Below are 15,710 nucleotides of genomic sequence, written 5' to 3'. Positions count from 1 at the left end.
CGCGCGACGCTGCCCCCGGCCAGCGGACCAGGGGCAGCGCAGGGGTCACACGGGGCAGGAGCTACTCCGCCATCGGCAGATACACGCGGTTGCCCACGTCCGCGAACTCGCGGGATTTCTCCGCCATTCCGGCTTCCACTTCCTCCTCCGACAGCGACAGGTCGGCGCCGTGCTGGTCGCGGATCTCGTGGGAGATCTTCATCGAGTGGAACCTTACTGGAGCACCCATGTCCAGATTGCTCTCCCGACGGCAAGAAGCCGACTCTGAGGGGGGAGATGTGGCAGCACGGATGAGGTAGTCAGCGGACTCCGGGGGTCCCGACGGACCTGCCCTCAGTGGCGGAGGTCAACGCGATGCCGGCAGTGGCCCTCGCCCTCAAGTGCGTCGTCTGCTACGCGCGCATCTCCTTCGACGGACGAGCGAAGGACGCCCACGGCATCGCGGACCAGCACCGCGGACTTGCCGCGACGGCTAAGCCTCGATCCACCGGTGGCGGTTTGGCGTGATCTTCTGAGCTTTGCAGGGTGGTTCCGGGGGGCGTTGGCTGGGTGTGGGCAGGGGGTGTTCGCTGGTCTGCCCAGCTTTTCCACGGTGGTTCCGGTCGTGCCCGGTGGGGCGGGTGGACGGCGGGGTCAGGCTGGGTCGGGTGGGCGGTGGATCGTGTCGAACAGTTGCATCCACGCGTCGTGCCAGGGCCATCGTCGGGGCAGGTGGAGCGTGAGGCGTCTGGCGGAGTGGGCCAGGCGGGCGGGGACGTGGACGAGGTGGGCGCGGAGGGTTGTGGTGGTGGCCTTCGCGTGGAAGACCGAGGCCAGAGCGCCGGCGGTCCGCAGCAGGTTGTAGGACATGGCCCACAGGGTCAGCCAGGCGGCGTTCGCGTTGAACTTCCCCAAGGGCAGGTGGGCCAGAGGTCCGGCCTTGCCGTCGGCGATGACCTGCTCGATGACCGCGTGATGGCGGTGCTGCCGTTCGGCCTGGAGGGTTCCGAACGGGCTGTCGGTGAAGAGGGGGTGGTAGCGCCAGGCGGGGAGCAGCTCGTCCTGCTCACCGACGGTGGCAGGTTTGGCCAGGTCACGGACCCGGCGCACGATCAGCCGGGCGGTGACCTGCTCGGCCTTCTTTCGGCCGGTGTAGGCGGTGTAGGCGGTGTAGGCGGGAATCTCGGCGACCTGGGCGTCGGAGATCAGCTCGCCGGTATCGGGATCGACGACTGCCGTGGTGTAGCGGATGGGCTGCCAGGCAGTTTCGTCGAGGGAGGCGACGGCCCGGTTGATGGAGGGGTTCATCCCGGCCGTGATCGAGAAGTGGGCTCCGGTGCGGCGGCAGGCGGCGACCACGTCAGCGTTGCAGAACTGGCTGTCCGCGCGCAGGACGCGGGTGCCGGTGCAGTCGGCCTCTCCGGCGGTGGCCAGGGCTTCGGTGACGAAGCGTTCGGCTCCGCGGGAGTCGGCGGCTTTGCCCTGCCGCAGCCGAACGGCGGCGATCACCGGCCGGGTGGTCGGGGTGCAGACGGTGGCCAGTAGGGGGTGCAGAGTGCGGATGCCCTTGAACCGGCCGACCTGGGCGCCCTGTTTGGCGGGTCCGAAGACCCGCTTGTGGGTGGAGTCGACGTCGATGAACGCGACCTGCCCGGCGTCGGGCAGCAGCGGGGTGTGAGCGGCCACCTCCCGCAGGAACCTGCGGTGGACCGCGTGCAGTTGCAGCCCGTGGCCGTGGGTGAAAGACCGCAGGAACGTGCCCAGCGTCGAGGGGGCCCGTATCTGGTCGAAGAGCTGCGGCATGGCCCCGTGCCGCAGCCGGCCGGCGTCCTGGATGCTGTCCGCCCCCGCGCACATCGCCGCGACCAGCGAGGTCACCTTCGCCGCCGGATTCGCCCCGCCGCTGTTGCCGGCACCGCAGATGCCTACCGACTCGCGGACCAGCGCAGACAGCCGCCCCCGCTCGGCAAGCCGCATCACCGGAAGCAGCCCCGCGTCCGTGACCAGGTTCCGGTCATCGAATCTGGCCGAGACCGTCGATGCGGCATGGGAAGATTGCATCTCGCGGGTGTTCTCTCAATCGGGTGCAACGGAACTGTAGGAAGTCCCATCACCCCAGGTCAGATGACACCCGCGCCCTCATGTCCGGCTACTGGACCCACCATCGACCGGTGGATCGAGGCTAAGCTGGATGACGCCCAAGTCGAGCTGGTTCGGACCGCGTTGGAGCAGGGCGCCCAGGCGTTCGTTGGACAGGCTTCGACCCGCTCCGAGGTTGTGCCGACAATCGCGAGTTCGCCGTCTGCTCAGGCGCCCCCCGTGTCCGGCCCGCATTCGTCCAGGCGGCGGAGCCTCGCCCGGATCTCCTCGGTGTCGGGATGGCCGAACTCCTCGAAGACCGCGAGGGCCTGGCGCCATTTGGTGCGGGCCGCTTCCGGGTCGCCCGCGGCCAGCAGGGTGTCGCCGAGGTGGCCGAGGGTTTCGCCCTCGTCCCGGCGGTTGCCGATGTCCCGGAGTGCCCCGAGGGCCTGGCGGTAGTGCTGGATCGCGTCGTCGTGGCGGTGGAGCCGGTGGTGGACGGTGCCGAGGATGTCGAGTGTGACGCCCTCGCCCCAGCGGTTGCCGCCGGCGCGCAGGATGGTCAGCGATCGCTCCAGGTGGTCGATGGCCTCGTCGAAGCGGCCGAGCCGCTGGTAGATGTCGCCCAGCTTGGCCAGGGCGAGGCCCTCTCCCCAGGCGCTGCCGTGCGCCCGGTCGAGGACGAGTGAGCGACGGATGTATTCGGCGGCCTTGTCGAGCCGGCCGAGCTGAAGATACGTGTTGCCCAGGTTGCCCATGGCCTGGGACCTGCCGGGGGTGTCCCCGAGGTCCCGGCAGAGGGTCATCGCCTGTTTGAGGTGGTCGATGGCCTCGTCGAAGCGGTGAGTCACGGTCAGTGCGACGGCCAGGTCGTTGAGGCTCCATGCCTCGCCCACGCGGTCGTGGGTGTCGCGGGCGGTGTCGAGTGCGGTCCGGGTGGTGTCGAGCCAGTCGTGCAGATGTGTGCGCAGATAGAAGAACCCCCATAGGGCGGCGGTGAGTTGCCAGGCGAGGCGGGGCCGGTGGGACGTGGCGGCCTGGTGCACCGCGGCGACGAGGTTGGGGCGTTCGGCCTCGCACCAGGTGAGGGCCTCGTCGTGGGTGGCGAAGGTCAGGGGGTGGCAGCCGGGGGGTGGTGATGGGAGGGGGACCCGGCGGCGGTGGGGGGTGAGGTGGGGGTAGGTGGCGTCGGCGGTGTGCAGGTACCAGCACAGGAGCCGTTCGGTGGCCCGGTCCCGTTCTTGTGGAGTCTCCTCGGTGGCGACGCGTTCGGCGGCGTAGGCACACAGCAGGACGTGCAGGGCGTAGCGGCCCCGTGAGTCTTCGGTGAGCAGATGGGCGCGGGTGAGTTCCGCGAGGAGGCCGCGGGTCTCGCGGAGGGGAAGCCCGGCGAGGGCGGCAGCGGCGGGTGCGGAGATGTCGGGGCCGAGGTGGAGGCCCAGCAGGTGGAACAGCCGGGCGGCCGGAGCGGACAGGGCCTCGTACGACGAGGAGAAGACGGCTCGTACGTCCGTGGCGGGCTCGCCCCCGGCGAACGCATCAAGACTGCGCCGGCTGTCGCCCAGCTCCTTGGCGATGGCTTCGAGCGGGAATCTGGGGTGGGCAATGGCGCGGGCGGCGATGATGGCGAGGGCCAGGGGCAGCCCGGCGCAGCGTGCGATGATCTCGTCCGTCGCTTCGGGTTCCGCCGCCAGGCGTTCGGCTCCGACGCGGCGCACCAGGAAGTCACGAGCCTCGGCCCGGGTCAGCGGGGTCAGCGTCAGCGGACGCGCCCCCTCGTAGACGATCAGGCCGGTGAGCTGGTCGCGGCTGGTGACGATGGCCAGGCAGCCGGGTGAGGCCGGGAGCAGGGGGCGGACCTGTTCGGCGTCGCGGGCGTTGTCGAGGAGCAGGAGCATCCGCCGGTTGGCGAGCAGGCTGCGGTACAGCGCCGCCTGGGCGTCGAGGTGGGCGGGTATCCGCCGCGAGGGGACGCCGAGCGCGCCGAGGAAAATACGGATGGCCTCCGCGCGGGGCATGGCCGAGCCGGTCGGGTCGAAACCGCGCAGATTGATGTACAGCTGTCCGTCGGGGTAGCGGTGGGCGAGCCGGTGGGCCAGATGCACGGCCAGGGTGGTCTTGCCTACGCCCGCCATACCGCCGATCGCGCTGATCAGCACCGTGGCCGGGGGCGTCCCGTCGCCGGCTACGCCGGACACGCGGGGCACGCGGGGCACGCCGGGGACGCCGGGGACGCCGGGCAGCAGAGCCTGGATCTGCGTTAGTTCGGCTTCACGGCCGGTGAAAGTGGTCAGGTCGGCGGGTAGCTGCGCGGGGCGGGCAAGATGCCCGGCAGCCAGTGACACCCACGGCTCGGCCTCCGTATCCGGCTCCGTCGTCTCCGTCTCCGTCTCCGTCGAGGTGTGGTCCAGCGTGGGGTCGGCGGTCAGGATGCGGCCGTGCAGCTCCCGCAGTGACGCACTGGGGTTGATGCCCAGTTCGGCCGCCAGGGTGCCGCGCGTCCTGCGGTAGACCGCCAACGCCTCGGCCTGCCGTCCGGACCGGTACAACGCCAGCATGAGAAGCTGGCACAGCGGCTCCCGCAGCGGATGCTCACCGGTCAGCGCGGCCAATTCGGCGATCACCTCACTGTGACGCCCGAGCCGGACCTCGGTCTCCAGACAGGTCTCCAGCGTGGCCAGCCGCTCCTCGGCCAGCCGGGAACGCTCGGCCTCGGCCAGCGGACCGGGAAGACCGGCCAGCGGTGTCCCCTCCCACGCGTCGAGCGCGGCCCGCAGCAGATCCGCGGCGGCCGACATCGCCCCCGTGGCCCGCAGCTTCTTCGCCTCGGCGACCCGCTGCTCGAACACACCCAGATCCACCGAACCTTCCGGTACCCGCGCCAGATATCCGTCCGCGGCCGAGACCACCACCCTTGGGGGCTCACCTGCGTCCCGCCCCGGCTCCAGCACCTTGCGCAACCGCGACGCATAGGTGCGCAGCACGGACACGGCCGCCGGCGGCGGCTCATCACCCCAGACGGCGTCCACCAGTTCGGCGACCGTGACCGGCCGCCCGCGCCGCAGCAGCAACGCGGCCAGCACCACGCGTTGCTGCGGCGAACCCAGATCCAGCTCATGCGTGCCACGCCAGGCCCTGACCGGCCCCAGCACCGCGAAACGCAGGGAATCCGCGCGGGTCGCGTTCACGGGACCGGGTCGTGGGTGCGCTCTGTCATCCGTAGCCGCCCGCCGGTCGTGGCGACACCGAGAATGTGCTCGCCTCGCAACTGCGTGATCTGTGCGGGGCCCCACAGAGCGGAGAGCCCGCTGGGGCTCTGCCGACTCAGGTTCTGTCGGCTCGGGCTCTATCGGCTCGGGCTCTGTCGGCTCCGGCTCTATCGGCTCGGGCTCTATCGGCTCGGGCTCTGTCGGCTCCGGCTCTATCGGCTCGGGCTCTATCGGCTCCGGCTCTATCGGCTCGGGCTCTATCGGCTCGGGCTCTGTCGGCTCGGGCTCTGTCCATTCGGACTCTGCCCGCTCGGGCTCTGTCCGTTCGGGCACGCCACTCCGAGGTTGGTGATCTGGATGTCGGCCGCGGCGGCGTCGCCGTCCGCCGACGCACCGACGTGGGCGAGCGCCGCGCCGACGTGGGCGAGGAGGTCCTCCTGCCTGCGAGGAACATCGCCCGAGGGCAGCACTATGGCGCAGCTCGGCTCCCGTGGGACGAGTACGGCGCGTGCGAGGGGCCCCGGTACCGGGGGGATCGGCCGCGTCCGCTCGACGGCGACGATGGCCTGCCATGGGGTGCCGTCGGCGGCTGTCTCGAGCGGGATCGTGCCTTCGGACACCCGGTACACGGCCTCGGGCGCGGACGCGGCGCGGTCAACCGCCGCCCCGAGCAACGGATGCCGCTCCTGGAGCGTGGCCAGGGCCGAAGCCAACGCGCTCGCCGACACGGGGCGGTCCATCTCGGCGATCATGCGCCCCAGCCGCCTCCGACGGCCCTGCTCGACAGGTACGAGTCGCGCAGCGCCTTGCGCAGACCGGGTACGGCATCGTCGAAATGTGCGGCGAGGGCCTTGAGCGCCTGCTCGTGCTCACGGCGTTCCTTACCGGAGAACACGCTGGTCACCTCGACCTCGGCCGCGAACACGGCCATGGTCAGCTCCTCCATCGGGACCGCCGCCGGATCGGGCCCGCGGAGCACGGCGTCGCGCACCCTCTCCTGCATGGCCAGTACCCGCTGCGGATCGTTGACGATGACCCGGTCGACGGCGAGCAGCCCCAGCCGCTTCTCGTGCCGGATCGTGACCGCACCCGTCGCGGCAAGCTGCTCGCGGATGGGCTTTTCGGCGGTGTGCGCCTTGTTGTGGACGAGCGAAAGCCAGCTCTTGGGCTTCTCCGCGGGTACGTCGCGCCATACCTCGGCCAGGAAGGGATCGCTCGGCGGCTCTGCGGGCAGCCGGACGACCTTCTTTCCCGCGGCGCTGAGCAGGCCGTCGAGGGTCAGCACGGTCAGTGCCGCGGCACGCAGCAACTGGCCGCGGCCCTGGAGGTTGGTGAGTTCGAACTTCTCCTTGTCCACGGTGTAGCAGAGCAGGAACAGGCTCTGGGGCAGGGACTGGCTCTTGGGCAGGGACTGGTCCATTTCTCTCCTCAGGGCTCCAACAGGGGCTTGGGTCATGGCGAGTTCGGCGGTCATGCCGGGTCGTCGGTCTGGCGGGGTCGTCGGTCATGGCGGGGTCGGCGGTCATGGCGGGGTCGGCGGTCAGGCAGTCAGGCCGATCGCGCGGGCCGCGGTCCGGCCAGGGCCGTGAGTCGCTTGCCCGAGCGGCGCCCCGCCCACAGCACGACCAGGAAGGCCAGAGCGAGAAGGGGGTAGCCCATCGCGATCTTGGTGAAGGCGAGCCAGCCGGTGGCGTCCTTTTCGTAGAGCCACTGCTGTACGGCGACCCGGGCGGCGAAGACGCCCACCAGGGTGAGGGTGGCGATGTCGTAGTAGTGGCGCGAGGGCTTGTCCTTGAGCCAGGCGGTGCCGGTGCCGTTGAGCGAGCCCCAGACGATTCCGGCCAGCGGCCGGCGTACGAGGACCGAGAGCAGGAAGAGCACGCCGAGTGCGACGTTGCCCCAGATGCCCGTCAGGAAGAAGCCCTTGGCCGATCCCGTCTTCCAGGCGACGAACGAGGCGACGGCGACGCCGAACAGGCCGGAGAGCGCGGGCTGAATCGATTCCTTGCGCACCAGTCGCAGCACGGAGATGGCCAGGGAGACGCCGACGGCGGTGCAGATGGCGGCGGTCAGCCCGTAAGACGCGTTGGCGAGCACGAAGGCCACGACCGGCAGCATCATGTACACCAGGCCCGTGGTGCCGCCCATCTGCTCCAGCGGTGTCTGCTTCGCCCGGCCCTCCGGGGGCCTGCCCGGCCCGTGCGAGCCGGGCGCCGGGTCGGCGGTGCGTATGGGCTGAGGTTCAGTCATGGGAAATCACTCACCAGATAGGCATTTGGTCTGTATGGCTGCGTCCGCACCGGCTGACGGAGGCTGGTGCTCTTGGGCCACCGGCTGCTCGGTGCTCCCCTGCCCACGCGGATGACGGGCGTCGACTCCGCCGGTAGCCGTGCGGATCGCATGGGCGAAACGCCGGGAGACGGCCACCACGTCGGTGAACTCCGTGAGGTCCGCGCCGGCGAGGATGGCGGCGCCGATGTGCTCTTCGAGGACCCGTACGACCGCGGCGGCGGCCGCCGCGTGCTGCCGCACCTCCAGATCACCGGCCGGGCGCTCAAGACGGTCGGCGATGATCGCGCACAGCTCCCGTTCCGTCTGGTCGCAGGCCATCAGCCAGGCCGTGCGGAGCGCCGGTTCGGTGTCGGCGAGCCGGCTCATCTTCATCGCGAGCATCTCGTCGGCAAGATCGACGGGCGGCTCCTCGTGATGGAACCTGGCCAGTTCCGTGGCCAGATGGTCTTCGAGGGAGCTCTGCCGGGGCCAGCCGCGCAACACGCTCATCAGGGTGACGCCGCCCTGCATGACGATCGGCTCGGCACAGCTCTCCTTACTGCGGAAGTGCCGCCAGATGGTGCGCGTGGACAGGCCCACGGCCTCCGCGATCTGAGCGCCGCTCGTGGCGGTCACTCCCTGCTCCCAGAACAGACGCGCCGCCTCCCTCGAGATCTCCAGCCGCAATCGCGCACGGCGCCGCTCACTCATCCCGCCCCCGTCGCGCTTCCGCGTCGTGGCCATGGCACCTCACCTCCCGTCGGGCGTCTCTTAACGACAGAATGGCACTAAGTGACGCTTCAAACAAGACGCGAGGCCCCCAAACTCCTCAGTTCGGTCGTCGACTTGGGCTTCTCGGGGTCGGAGGCAAGCCCGAAATCACCGTCGCGACCGGCTCAGACGCTACGGATCCCGCGTCCTGGAGTCGTCCCCACTCGGCGGTCACCCGCGTGTCGCTCACAGGAGGGACAGCCCTCACAAGATCCCTCTCCGCCCGGCGACGACCCATCAGGACCAGTGGCGGCGATGGCGGTGGCGGCAGCGGTGGCGGTGGCGGAGCAGGTAGCGGTGGCGGCGGCAGCAGCGGTGGCGGTGGCCGTGGCGGAGCAGGTAGCGGTTACAGGGGGAGCCACAAGAGTGGGAGGCGCGCGGGGACCGGGTCAGCGGGTCCGTTCATAGTGGCGGCGCGCCTTTTCGCGGTTGCCGCAGACAGCCATCGAGCACCAGCGCGCACGGTTGGCGCGGCTGCGGTCGAGCAGGAACAGCTGGCACTGGTCGTTGGCGCAGGGGCGCAGTCGGCCGGGCAGTCGCTCCTCGGTGGCGGCCCAGGCAAGGACCGCCTCGACGGCCAGCCGGGCGTGCGGGGGAGTCCTGACTGTCCACCGAAGGCCATCCGAAGTGATCTCCGGAATCTGGTGGACCCCTTCGAGCAGCGGGCTCAACGCGGCGGGCGAGCTTTCTCCGCGCACTACGCGCTGTAGGGCGTCGCGTGCTTCGCGCAGCAGCGCCAGTTCCGCGAGGCTGCCTTCACCGCCGCGCTCCCGCGCCCAGCGCCTGCCCCCGGCCGGGTCGCCGAGCGCGTCCCGTTCCTCGCCGTTGACCAGTGGCCTGCTGTTGAGCAGGTCCAGCAGCTCGTCCATCGGGTGTCACCCCATCTAACCAGACTGAATCCTTTGACAGGTTAGCTCAGCTCGTGCTTGCATGGCGAAGAACTAACCAGATCGAGCACTTAAAGGGGTTATAAATGAGCTCGGTGCACCACCGGACCGCCACCATCGGCGGCCACGAGATCTTCTACCGCGAAGCCGGCCCCGCGGACGCCCCCGCGATCGTCCTGCTGCACGGCTACCCGACCAGCTCGTTCATGTTCCGCGAACTCATCCCGCTGCTGGCCGACGACTACCACGTCATCGCGCCGGACCACCTCGGCTTCGGCCACTCCGCCGCCCCCCTCGTAGGCGAGTTCACCTACACCTTCGACGCCCTCGCCGACATCACCTCCGGGCTGCTCGACCAACTGGGCCTGGACCGCTACGCCCTCTACGTCCAGGACTACGGCGCCCCCATCGGATGGCGCCTCGCGCTCAGGCACCCCGAACGGATCTCCGCCCTCGTCACCCAGAACGGCAACGGCTACGAGGACGGTTTCGTCGAGTCGTTCTGGACCGACGTCTGGGCCTACGGGGCGGACCCCGGCCCCGCCACCGAACCCGCCGTCCGCGCCGCGCTGGGCATCGACGCCATCCGCTGGCAGTACGTGCACGGCGTGCCCGACCCGAGCCTGGTCAGCCCGGACACCTGGGAGCACGACTTCGCCCTCGTCTCCCGCGAGGGCAACGACGAGGTCCAGCTGGCGCTGTTCCGCGACTACCAGAACAACCGCCCGCTCTACCCGCTGCTCCACGAGTTCCTGCGCACCAGCGAGGTCCCGGTGCTCGCCGTGTGGGGCCGCAACGACGAAATCTTCGGCCCGGCCGGGGCGCGAGCCTTCGCCCGCGACGCCAAGGACGCCGAGATACACCTGATCAACGGCGGACACTTCCTGCTGGAGAGCCACCTGGACGTCGTCGCGGGCTACCTGCGCGGCTTCCTCGGGCGGGTGCTGGGCTGAGGGCCGCTACCCGAATGACGCTGAGCCCGGTTCTTGCTTCGGGTCAGGAAATCCGCGCACTCCGACGCTCGATGAGGAGGACATCACGCCATACGCCATGGTGGCGGCCGATGCGTTCGCGGGTGCCGATGACACGGAAGCCCGCGCGCTGGTGCAGAGCGAGGCTGGCGGTGTTCTCGGGGAAGATGCCGGATTGGATGGTCCAGATGCCAGCCGCTTCCGTGGTGGCGATCAACGCGTCCAGAAGAGTGAGACCCACCCCTCGGCCGCGCGCGGCGGGGTGGACGTAGACGGAGTGCTCGACGACACCGGCGTACGCGCAGCGGTCGGACACCTTTGTGGCGGCGACCCAGCCGAGCACGCGTCCGTCGTGGTCCACCGCGACGTGCCGGTGATCCGGGAGTTTGGCGGTGTCGAAGGCCTCCCAGCGGGGTGCGGCGGTCTCGAAGGTGGCGTTTCCTTCATCGATGCCGAGCTGGTAGATCGCCAGGACCTCATCGGCGTGCTCGGCCGTCAGTCCGGTGACGCGGATCGTCTCGACGTGCGGGGTCATCCGCGGCCCCCAGCGGTGAGTTCGCCGACGAGGCCGTCAACGCGGGCCCGGATCTCGTCACGGATCGGCCGCACCGCCTCGACACCCCGCCCGGCCGGATCGTCGAACTTCCAGTCCAGGTAGGTCTTGCCGGGGAAGTAGGGGCAGGCGTCGCCGCAGCCCATGGTGATGACCACGTCCGAGGACCGCACGGCTTCGGCGGTCAGCACCTTCGGGATCTCCGCCGCGATGTCGATGCCGACTTCCGCCATGGCTTCCACCACGGCCGGGTTGACGTGCTCGGCGGGCGCCGAACCGGCCGAGCGGACTTCGACGCGGTCGCCCGCGAGGTGGGTGAGGAAGGCGGCGGCCATCTGGGAGCGGCCCGCGTTGTGGACGCAGACGAACAGCACGGACGGCTGCTTCTCGGGGCTCTGGGGGTCAGACACGGGCGACACCTTCCTGGGCGGGCGCATGCTCGGCGGTCGCGGCGGTGAGCTGGGGAAAGTAGCGGCGGGCGGCCAGGGCCACGTGGACGAGGCCGATCAGTACGGGGACCTCGATGAGCGGGCCGACGACTCCGGCCAGGGCCTGCCCGGAGGAGGCGCCGAAGGTCGCGATGGCGACGGCGATGGCGAGTTCGAAGTTGTTGCCCGCGGCGGTGAACGCCAGTGTCGTGGAGCGGGGGTAGTCCAGGCCCACGGCCTTGCCCAGCGCCATGGACCCGGCCCACATCACGGCGAAGTACACCAGCAGCGGCAGCGCGATCCGCGCCACGTCCACCGGCTGTGAGGTGATCGCGTCGCCTTGCAGGGCGAACAGGACGACGATCGTGAACAGCAGCCCGTACAGGGCGAATGGGCCGATGCGCGGGATGAGCCTCGTCTCGTACCAGGCCCGGCCTCTGGCCCTCTCGCCGAGGCGCCGGGTGAGGAAGCCCGCAACCAGGGGGATGCCGAGGAAGATCAGCACGCTGCGGGCGATCTCCCACACGCCGATATCGAGACCGGTCTGTTCCAGACCGAGCCAGCCGGGCAGCACGGTGAGGTAGAACCAGCCGAGCGCGGAGAAGGCGATCACCTGGAAGACGGAGTTCAGGGCGACGAGGACGGCGGCCGCTTCGCGGTCGCCGCGGGCCAGGTCGTTCCAGATGATGACCATGGCGATACACCGGGCCAGGCCGACGATGATCAGGCCCGTACGGTACTCCGGCAGGTCCGGCAGGAGCAGCCAGGCGAGCGCGAACATGACCGCCGGGCCCAGAACCCAGTTCAGTACCAGCGAGGGGACCAGAAGGCGCCGATCCCGGGTGACCGTGTCGAGCCGGTCATAGCGGACTTTGGCCAGCACCGGATACATCATCACCAGCAGGCCCAGCGCGATGGGCAGGGAGACGCCGGTGACGGTCACCTTCGCCAGGGCGTCGCCCAGGCCGGGGACGAGCCGCCCCAGGCCGAGGCCGGCCGCCATCGCCAGCAGGATCCACACCGCGAGGAAGCGATCAACGAACGTCAGGCGTGCACCGACCGCAGCGGCCGAAGACGCCGTGGGATCGGCGGCCATCAGGCGTCCCCCGCCGTCCCGGCGGACTCGGGCAGAGGCTGCCCGGTGGGGCGGGTGAGGATACCCGCGAGCCGGTCGGTCATCTCCGGCAGCAGCCAGTAGTAGACCCATGTGCCACGGCGCTCGCAGTCGATCAGCCCGGCCTGCCGCAGCAGCTTCAGGTGATGCGAGATCGTCGGCTGTGACAGGTCGAAGGCCGGAGTGAGGTCACAGACGCACACCTCGCCTCCGGCTCGGGAAGCGATCATCGACAGCAGCCGCAGCCGGATCGGATCGCCCAGCGCCTTGAACACCTTCGCCAGCTCAACGGACTGGGCCTCGTCCAGCGGAGCGGTCAGCAGCCCTGGGCAGCAGCCGTCGACGCCGTCCTGGCCGAGTACCACAAGCTCTTGTTTCGACATTCTTCTATGTTGACATTTTTCTATCCAAGGCGCAATGTTGCATCGAAGAACATCGATACAAACCGATGGGAGACCTCGCCATGTCCCGCGTACAGCTCGCCCTGAACGTGCCCGACCTCGACGCTTCGGTGGCGTTCTACTCCAAGCTCTTCGGCGTCGAACCCGCCAAGCGCCGCCCCGGATACGCCAACTTCGCGATCACCGAGCCGCCACTGAAGCTCGTCCTGATCGAAGGCGAGGCAACCCAGGAGACCCGGCTGGACCACCTCGGCGTCGAGGTCACCTCCACCGACCAGGTCACCGCCGCCACCGACCGCCTCAAGGGCGCGGGGCTCGCCACCTTCGAGGAGAACGACACCTCCTGCTGCTACGCCCTCCAGGACAAGGTCTGGGTCCACGGCCCCGGCAAGGAGCCCTGGGAGGTCTACGTCGTCAAGGGCGACGCCGACCAGATGAGCAAGAGCGCGGCACTCGGCACCGCGGACGCGTAGGGGGTCGGCAAGGCCCGTCGTATCCGGTGGCACGCTCACCCTGAAGTCGCTCACCGTCAGCGGCGGCGTCAGCAGCAACTTCGGCGGCGGCGCCGCGAACGAGCAGGGCACGCTGAACCTGAACGACACGGTCGTCAAGGACGTCCCGGACAACCGCGCCCCCGAGGGCAGCGTCCCCGGCTGCACCAACCCCACCGGGACCATCGACCCGCCCTCCAAGCAAGGGCTCCAGTCCGACGACGACATCAAAGACCCCGAGTGAGCCGCCCACCGCAATGACCAAGAAGGGCGGGGCCCACTCACCGGGTCCCGCCCTTCTGCGCGCCGTCCGACTACTCGCTGAGTCGACGTCCTGACCCAGTTGAAAGGCGGGGGCCGATGTTAGTACCACACGTAGAGGTGGTACTTGAGCTTCCCGTCGGTTCCGGTGCCCTCCAGGCATACGTAGGTCTTTCCGGTGGCGTCCCCCGCGTCCAAGCACTCTCCGTAAGTCCAGTAGCTCCGGTAGAAGTGCCAGCTCGCCGTGGGGGAAAAGTCACCAGCAGCACCGCTTGCCGTCGCTGTGGTGCTGGATGTCGCGGTCTTCGCAACTCGCGCGGGCTGGTCGGCCTGAGCCGGCAAGGCCAGAGCGCTGATGACGAGTACACTACCGAGGGTAACGGCCGCAAGAGCGTAGCGGACGCGCATGACCTTTCCTTTCTCGGGTTCTCTGAAGCGGAGTCACCGCCCGCTCCTCGAAGATGCCGGGCAATGTTGACCAACGGCCATAAGGGCGTTCGGCTCGCGTTATCTGCGCATTTTAGTAGCAGTTCCACTCGTGCGACCCGATGAAATAGTTGCCCGCAAGATTGACCTTCTTGCCTTTGGTGACGCAGTCCCCAATCTCACTCTGCATGGCCGGATACCGGTATAGACGCACTCCCAGCCCCGAAGTGCCGTGGTTGTAGACCGACTTCGGATATGCACTGTCGGCCCACGAACATTCCTCGTACCAATTGTAGGAATCATCCTGCCACTTGCAGATATGGCCAGCCCCGCTGTAGCCGTCCCAGACACAGAAGTATGAGGACGGACAGTCGTCGCCCCAGGCGCTCGGAGCGGCATTTGCGGCTCCCGGCATGGCAAGGGTGAACGCGGCTGACATAGCCAGGGTGAAAGCAGCTGCCACGGCGAAGGTGGCATGCCTGACAGGGCGCATGGATCCCCCTTTTCTTGGGATGCGTTGTCTCGTTCCGACAACGCACTGACGAGTCTGCGGGCCAATCCAGCGGGTCCGGCAGGGACCGTGGCGGATTGAGGATTTCCCGGGACGTCCCATCCGCTGACCTGCTGGGACGTCGCCCCACAAGCGTGCCGCTGGGATCTATCGCGTGATGGGCTTTCAGGCGGACCGCAGGCCGAGTCCCGCCCTCGCCATACGACGACCCCATATCAGCGGCAAAGATTGCGCCGACGGTCAAAGACTCTGCGCTCGCTGCGTCGCGGGTGGCCCGCGCCGGCTGGGGCTCCGTCGGTGGGCAGCACAGTGCGGCCGTCGTGTTGCTCAACAACATCGCGCACGCCGGTGGTGCGTGACCGAGCGAAGTCCGAGGACATCACCGGGAATTCCACATGCCTGAGACCGACCCGGCCCACCCCTGGACCGGAGAGCTGAGCCCAGCCGATCTCGAACGGCTCGGATCCCAGCCGTTGCGCCGGGCCGACCCTGTGACGATCGGGCCCTACCGGGTGCTGGCCCGGTTGGGTGGTGGGGGATGGGGCGGCTGTTCCTCGGTCGCGCCGTGGCCGCGGACGAGTCGCAGTCGGCCGCGTACCCGGCCCGGGACCTGGTGGCCGTCAAGGTGATCCGGCCGGAGTACGCCGAGGACGCCCGGTTCCGCCGCCGGTTCGAGCGCGAGGTCGAGGCCGTGCGGCGGGTCCACGGCCGGTACACCGCCGAGTTGCTCGGGTCCGGGTTCGACGAGGACGAGCATCTGTGGATGGCGACCGCGTACCTTCCGGGCCTCAGCCTGGACGAGGCGGTGCGCCGCCACGGTCCGCTGTCCGCACCCGTCGTGTGGCGGCTGGCAGCCGAGATCGGGCAGGCGCTCGCCACCATCGCCGCCGCCGGGATCGTCCACCGTGATCTGAAGCCGTCCAATGTCCTGTTGGGTGCGGACGGGGCGCGGGTCATCGACTTCGGGGTGGTCCATACCGCCGACGCCAGTGCGCTCACCATGACCGGCCAGCACGTCGGCACCCCGGCGTACATGTCACCCGAGCAGGCGAGCGAACGGGCCGTGGGCTCCGCGTCGGATGTCTTCTCACTCGGCTCGGTTCTGGCACTCGCGGCGACCGGCCAGGCGCCGTTCGGCGAAGGATCGACCGGGGGCGTCATCCACCGGGTGATCTACGAACCGCCGAGCACGGCTGTCGTCGACCGGGTGGCGGAGAACGCCCGGGAGCTCGCCGAGCTCATACACCGCTGCCTCGACAAGGGCCCTGACGCCCGGCCTCCCCGGAGCGGGTGGCAGAGGTGACTCGCGAGCATGACCCGGCCGAAGAATGGCCGGATCCGGTCGCGGAGTTGATCGC

At 69.5% G+C, this 15,710-nt stretch carries 18 protein-coding genes; 4 read left to right on the top strand and 14 right to left on the bottom strand.

Annotated elements, in window-relative coordinates; genetic code table 11:
- Window positions 1-61: 61 nt before the first annotated feature.
- Window positions 62-202, bottom strand: coding sequence for a hypothetical protein (locus ACJX2R_RS31325; protein WP_413106191.1), 141 nt, complete (start codon window positions 200-202; stop codon window positions 62-64).
- A gap of 152 nt (window positions 203-354) precedes the next feature.
- Between ACJX2R_RS31325 and ACJX2R_RS31320 the strand changes: the two genes are divergently transcribed.
- On the top strand, window positions 355-507 hold the full coding sequence (locus tag ACJX2R_RS31320; protein WP_413102858.1) for a hypothetical protein: 153 nt from the start codon (window positions 355-357) through the stop codon (window positions 505-507).
- 126 nt (window positions 508-633) lie between these two features.
- Here the strand turns inward: ACJX2R_RS31320 and ACJX2R_RS31315 are convergent, their stop codons facing one another.
- From ACJX2R_RS31315 to ACJX2R_RS31285, 7 genes are all read right to left on the bottom strand, one after another.
- Complete coding sequence (locus tag ACJX2R_RS31315; RefSeq protein ID WP_413102857.1) at window positions 634-2,040, bottom strand: IS1380 family transposase; 1,407 nt, start codon at window positions 2,038-2,040, stop codon at window positions 634-636.
- 245 nt (window positions 2,041-2,285) lie between these two features.
- Window positions 2,286-5,246: a BTAD domain-containing putative transcriptional regulator gene (locus ACJX2R_RS31310; RefSeq protein ID WP_413102856.1), complete on the bottom strand. Its 2,961-nt coding sequence runs from the start codon at window positions 5,244-5,246 to the stop codon at window positions 2,286-2,288.
- 278 nt (window positions 5,247-5,524) lie between these two features.
- Window positions 5,525-6,007 carry a hypothetical protein gene (locus ACJX2R_RS31305; protein ID WP_413102855.1) on the bottom strand — a complete coding sequence of 161 codons (483 nt, stop codon included), beginning with the start codon at window positions 6,005-6,007 and terminating at the stop codon, window positions 5,525-5,527.
- Window positions 6,008-6,015: 8 nt separating this feature from the next.
- A complete protein-coding gene (locus tag ACJX2R_RS31300) occupies window positions 6,016-6,687 on the bottom strand; it encodes a GOLPH3/VPS74 family protein (RefSeq protein ID WP_413102854.1) in 672 nt (223 codons plus the stop codon).
- A 128-nt stretch (window positions 6,688-6,815) separates the two neighbouring features.
- Window positions 6,816-7,517, bottom strand: a complete 702-nt coding sequence (locus tag ACJX2R_RS31295; RefSeq protein ID WP_262700505.1) for a DUF3159 domain-containing protein — start codon at window positions 7,515-7,517, stop codon at window positions 6,816-6,818.
- Window positions 7,518-7,523: 6 nt separating this feature from the next.
- The gene (locus tag ACJX2R_RS31290) at window positions 7,524-8,282 is read right to left on the bottom strand and encodes a TetR/AcrR family transcriptional regulator (protein ID WP_413102853.1); all 759 of its coding nucleotides are present in this window, start codon (window positions 8,280-8,282) and stop codon (window positions 7,524-7,526) included.
- Between the two features lie 416 nt (window positions 8,283-8,698).
- Window positions 8,699-9,178: a CGNR zinc finger domain-containing protein gene (locus ACJX2R_RS31285; RefSeq protein WP_413102852.1), complete on the bottom strand. Its 480-nt coding sequence runs from the start codon at window positions 9,176-9,178 to the stop codon at window positions 8,699-8,701.
- Window positions 9,179-9,282: 104 nt separating this feature from the next.
- Between ACJX2R_RS31285 and ACJX2R_RS31280 the strand changes: the two genes are divergently transcribed.
- Window positions 9,283-10,149: an alpha/beta fold hydrolase gene (locus tag ACJX2R_RS31280; RefSeq protein ID WP_413102851.1), complete on the top strand. Its 867-nt coding sequence runs from the start codon at window positions 9,283-9,285 to the stop codon at window positions 10,147-10,149.
- 43 nt (window positions 10,150-10,192) lie between these two features.
- On the opposite strand, the gene ACJX2R_RS31275 is transcribed toward ACJX2R_RS31280, so the two are convergent.
- The 4 genes from ACJX2R_RS31275 to ACJX2R_RS31260 are packed head-to-tail and all read right to left on the bottom strand — an operon-like array spanning window position 10,193 to window position 12,645.
- On the bottom strand, window positions 10,193-10,702 hold the full coding sequence (locus ACJX2R_RS31275) for an N-acetyltransferase family protein (RefSeq protein WP_413102850.1): 510 nt from the start codon (window positions 10,700-10,702) through the stop codon (window positions 10,193-10,195).
- Window positions 10,699-11,157 (bottom strand): arsenate reductase ArsC, encoded by a 459-nt coding sequence (locus tag ACJX2R_RS31270; protein WP_413102849.1) that lies wholly within the window; start codon window positions 11,155-11,157, stop codon window positions 10,699-10,701. The genes ACJX2R_RS31275 and ACJX2R_RS31270 overlap by 4 nt, the downstream gene beginning before the upstream one ends.
- Entirely contained in the window at window positions 11,123-12,244 is a 1,122-nt protein-coding gene (gene arsB, locus ACJX2R_RS31265) for an ACR3 family arsenite efflux transporter (protein ID WP_413102848.1), read from the bottom strand. The genes ACJX2R_RS31270 and arsB overlap by 35 nt, the downstream gene beginning before the upstream one ends.
- Window positions 12,244-12,645, bottom strand: a complete 402-nt coding sequence (locus ACJX2R_RS31260; RefSeq protein WP_413102847.1) for an ArsR/SmtB family transcription factor — start codon at window positions 12,643-12,645, stop codon at window positions 12,244-12,246. Before ACJX2R_RS31260 ends, arsB begins: the two co-directional genes overlap by 1 nt.
- Window positions 12,646-12,725: 80 nt before the next feature.
- On the opposite strand from ACJX2R_RS31260, the gene ACJX2R_RS31255 reads away from it, so the two are divergent.
- Window positions 12,726-13,136, top strand: a complete 411-nt coding sequence (locus ACJX2R_RS31255) for an ArsI/CadI family heavy metal resistance metalloenzyme (RefSeq protein ID WP_413102846.1) — start codon at window positions 12,726-12,728, stop codon at window positions 13,134-13,136.
- A 381-nt stretch (window positions 13,137-13,517) separates the two neighbouring features.
- On the opposite strand, the gene ACJX2R_RS31250 is transcribed toward ACJX2R_RS31255, so the two are convergent.
- Window positions 13,518-13,823 (bottom strand): hypothetical protein, encoded by a 306-nt coding sequence (locus tag ACJX2R_RS31250; RefSeq protein WP_413102845.1) that lies wholly within the window; start codon window positions 13,821-13,823, stop codon window positions 13,518-13,520.
- 112 nt (window positions 13,824-13,935) lie between these two features.
- Entirely contained in the window at window positions 13,936-14,334 is a 399-nt protein-coding gene (locus ACJX2R_RS31245; RefSeq protein ID WP_413102844.1) for a peptidase inhibitor family I36 protein, read from the bottom strand.
- A 556-nt stretch (window positions 14,335-14,890) separates the two neighbouring features.
- Here ACJX2R_RS31245 and ACJX2R_RS31240 point away from each other — a divergent pair.
- Window positions 14,891-15,655, top strand: a complete 765-nt coding sequence (locus ACJX2R_RS31240) for a serine/threonine-protein kinase (RefSeq protein WP_413102843.1) — start codon at window positions 14,891-14,893, stop codon at window positions 15,653-15,655.
- Window positions 15,656-15,710: the final 55 nt, after the last annotated feature.

This window comes from Streptomyces sp. Inha503 (genome assembly GCF_047215865.1).
Taxonomy (GTDB): domain Bacteria; phylum Actinomycetota; class Actinomycetes; order Streptomycetales; family Streptomycetaceae; genus Streptomyces; species Streptomyces lycopersici.
The sequence above is the reverse complement of the archived record's forward strand: the minus strand, read 5'-3'. Positions and strand labels throughout refer to the sequence as shown.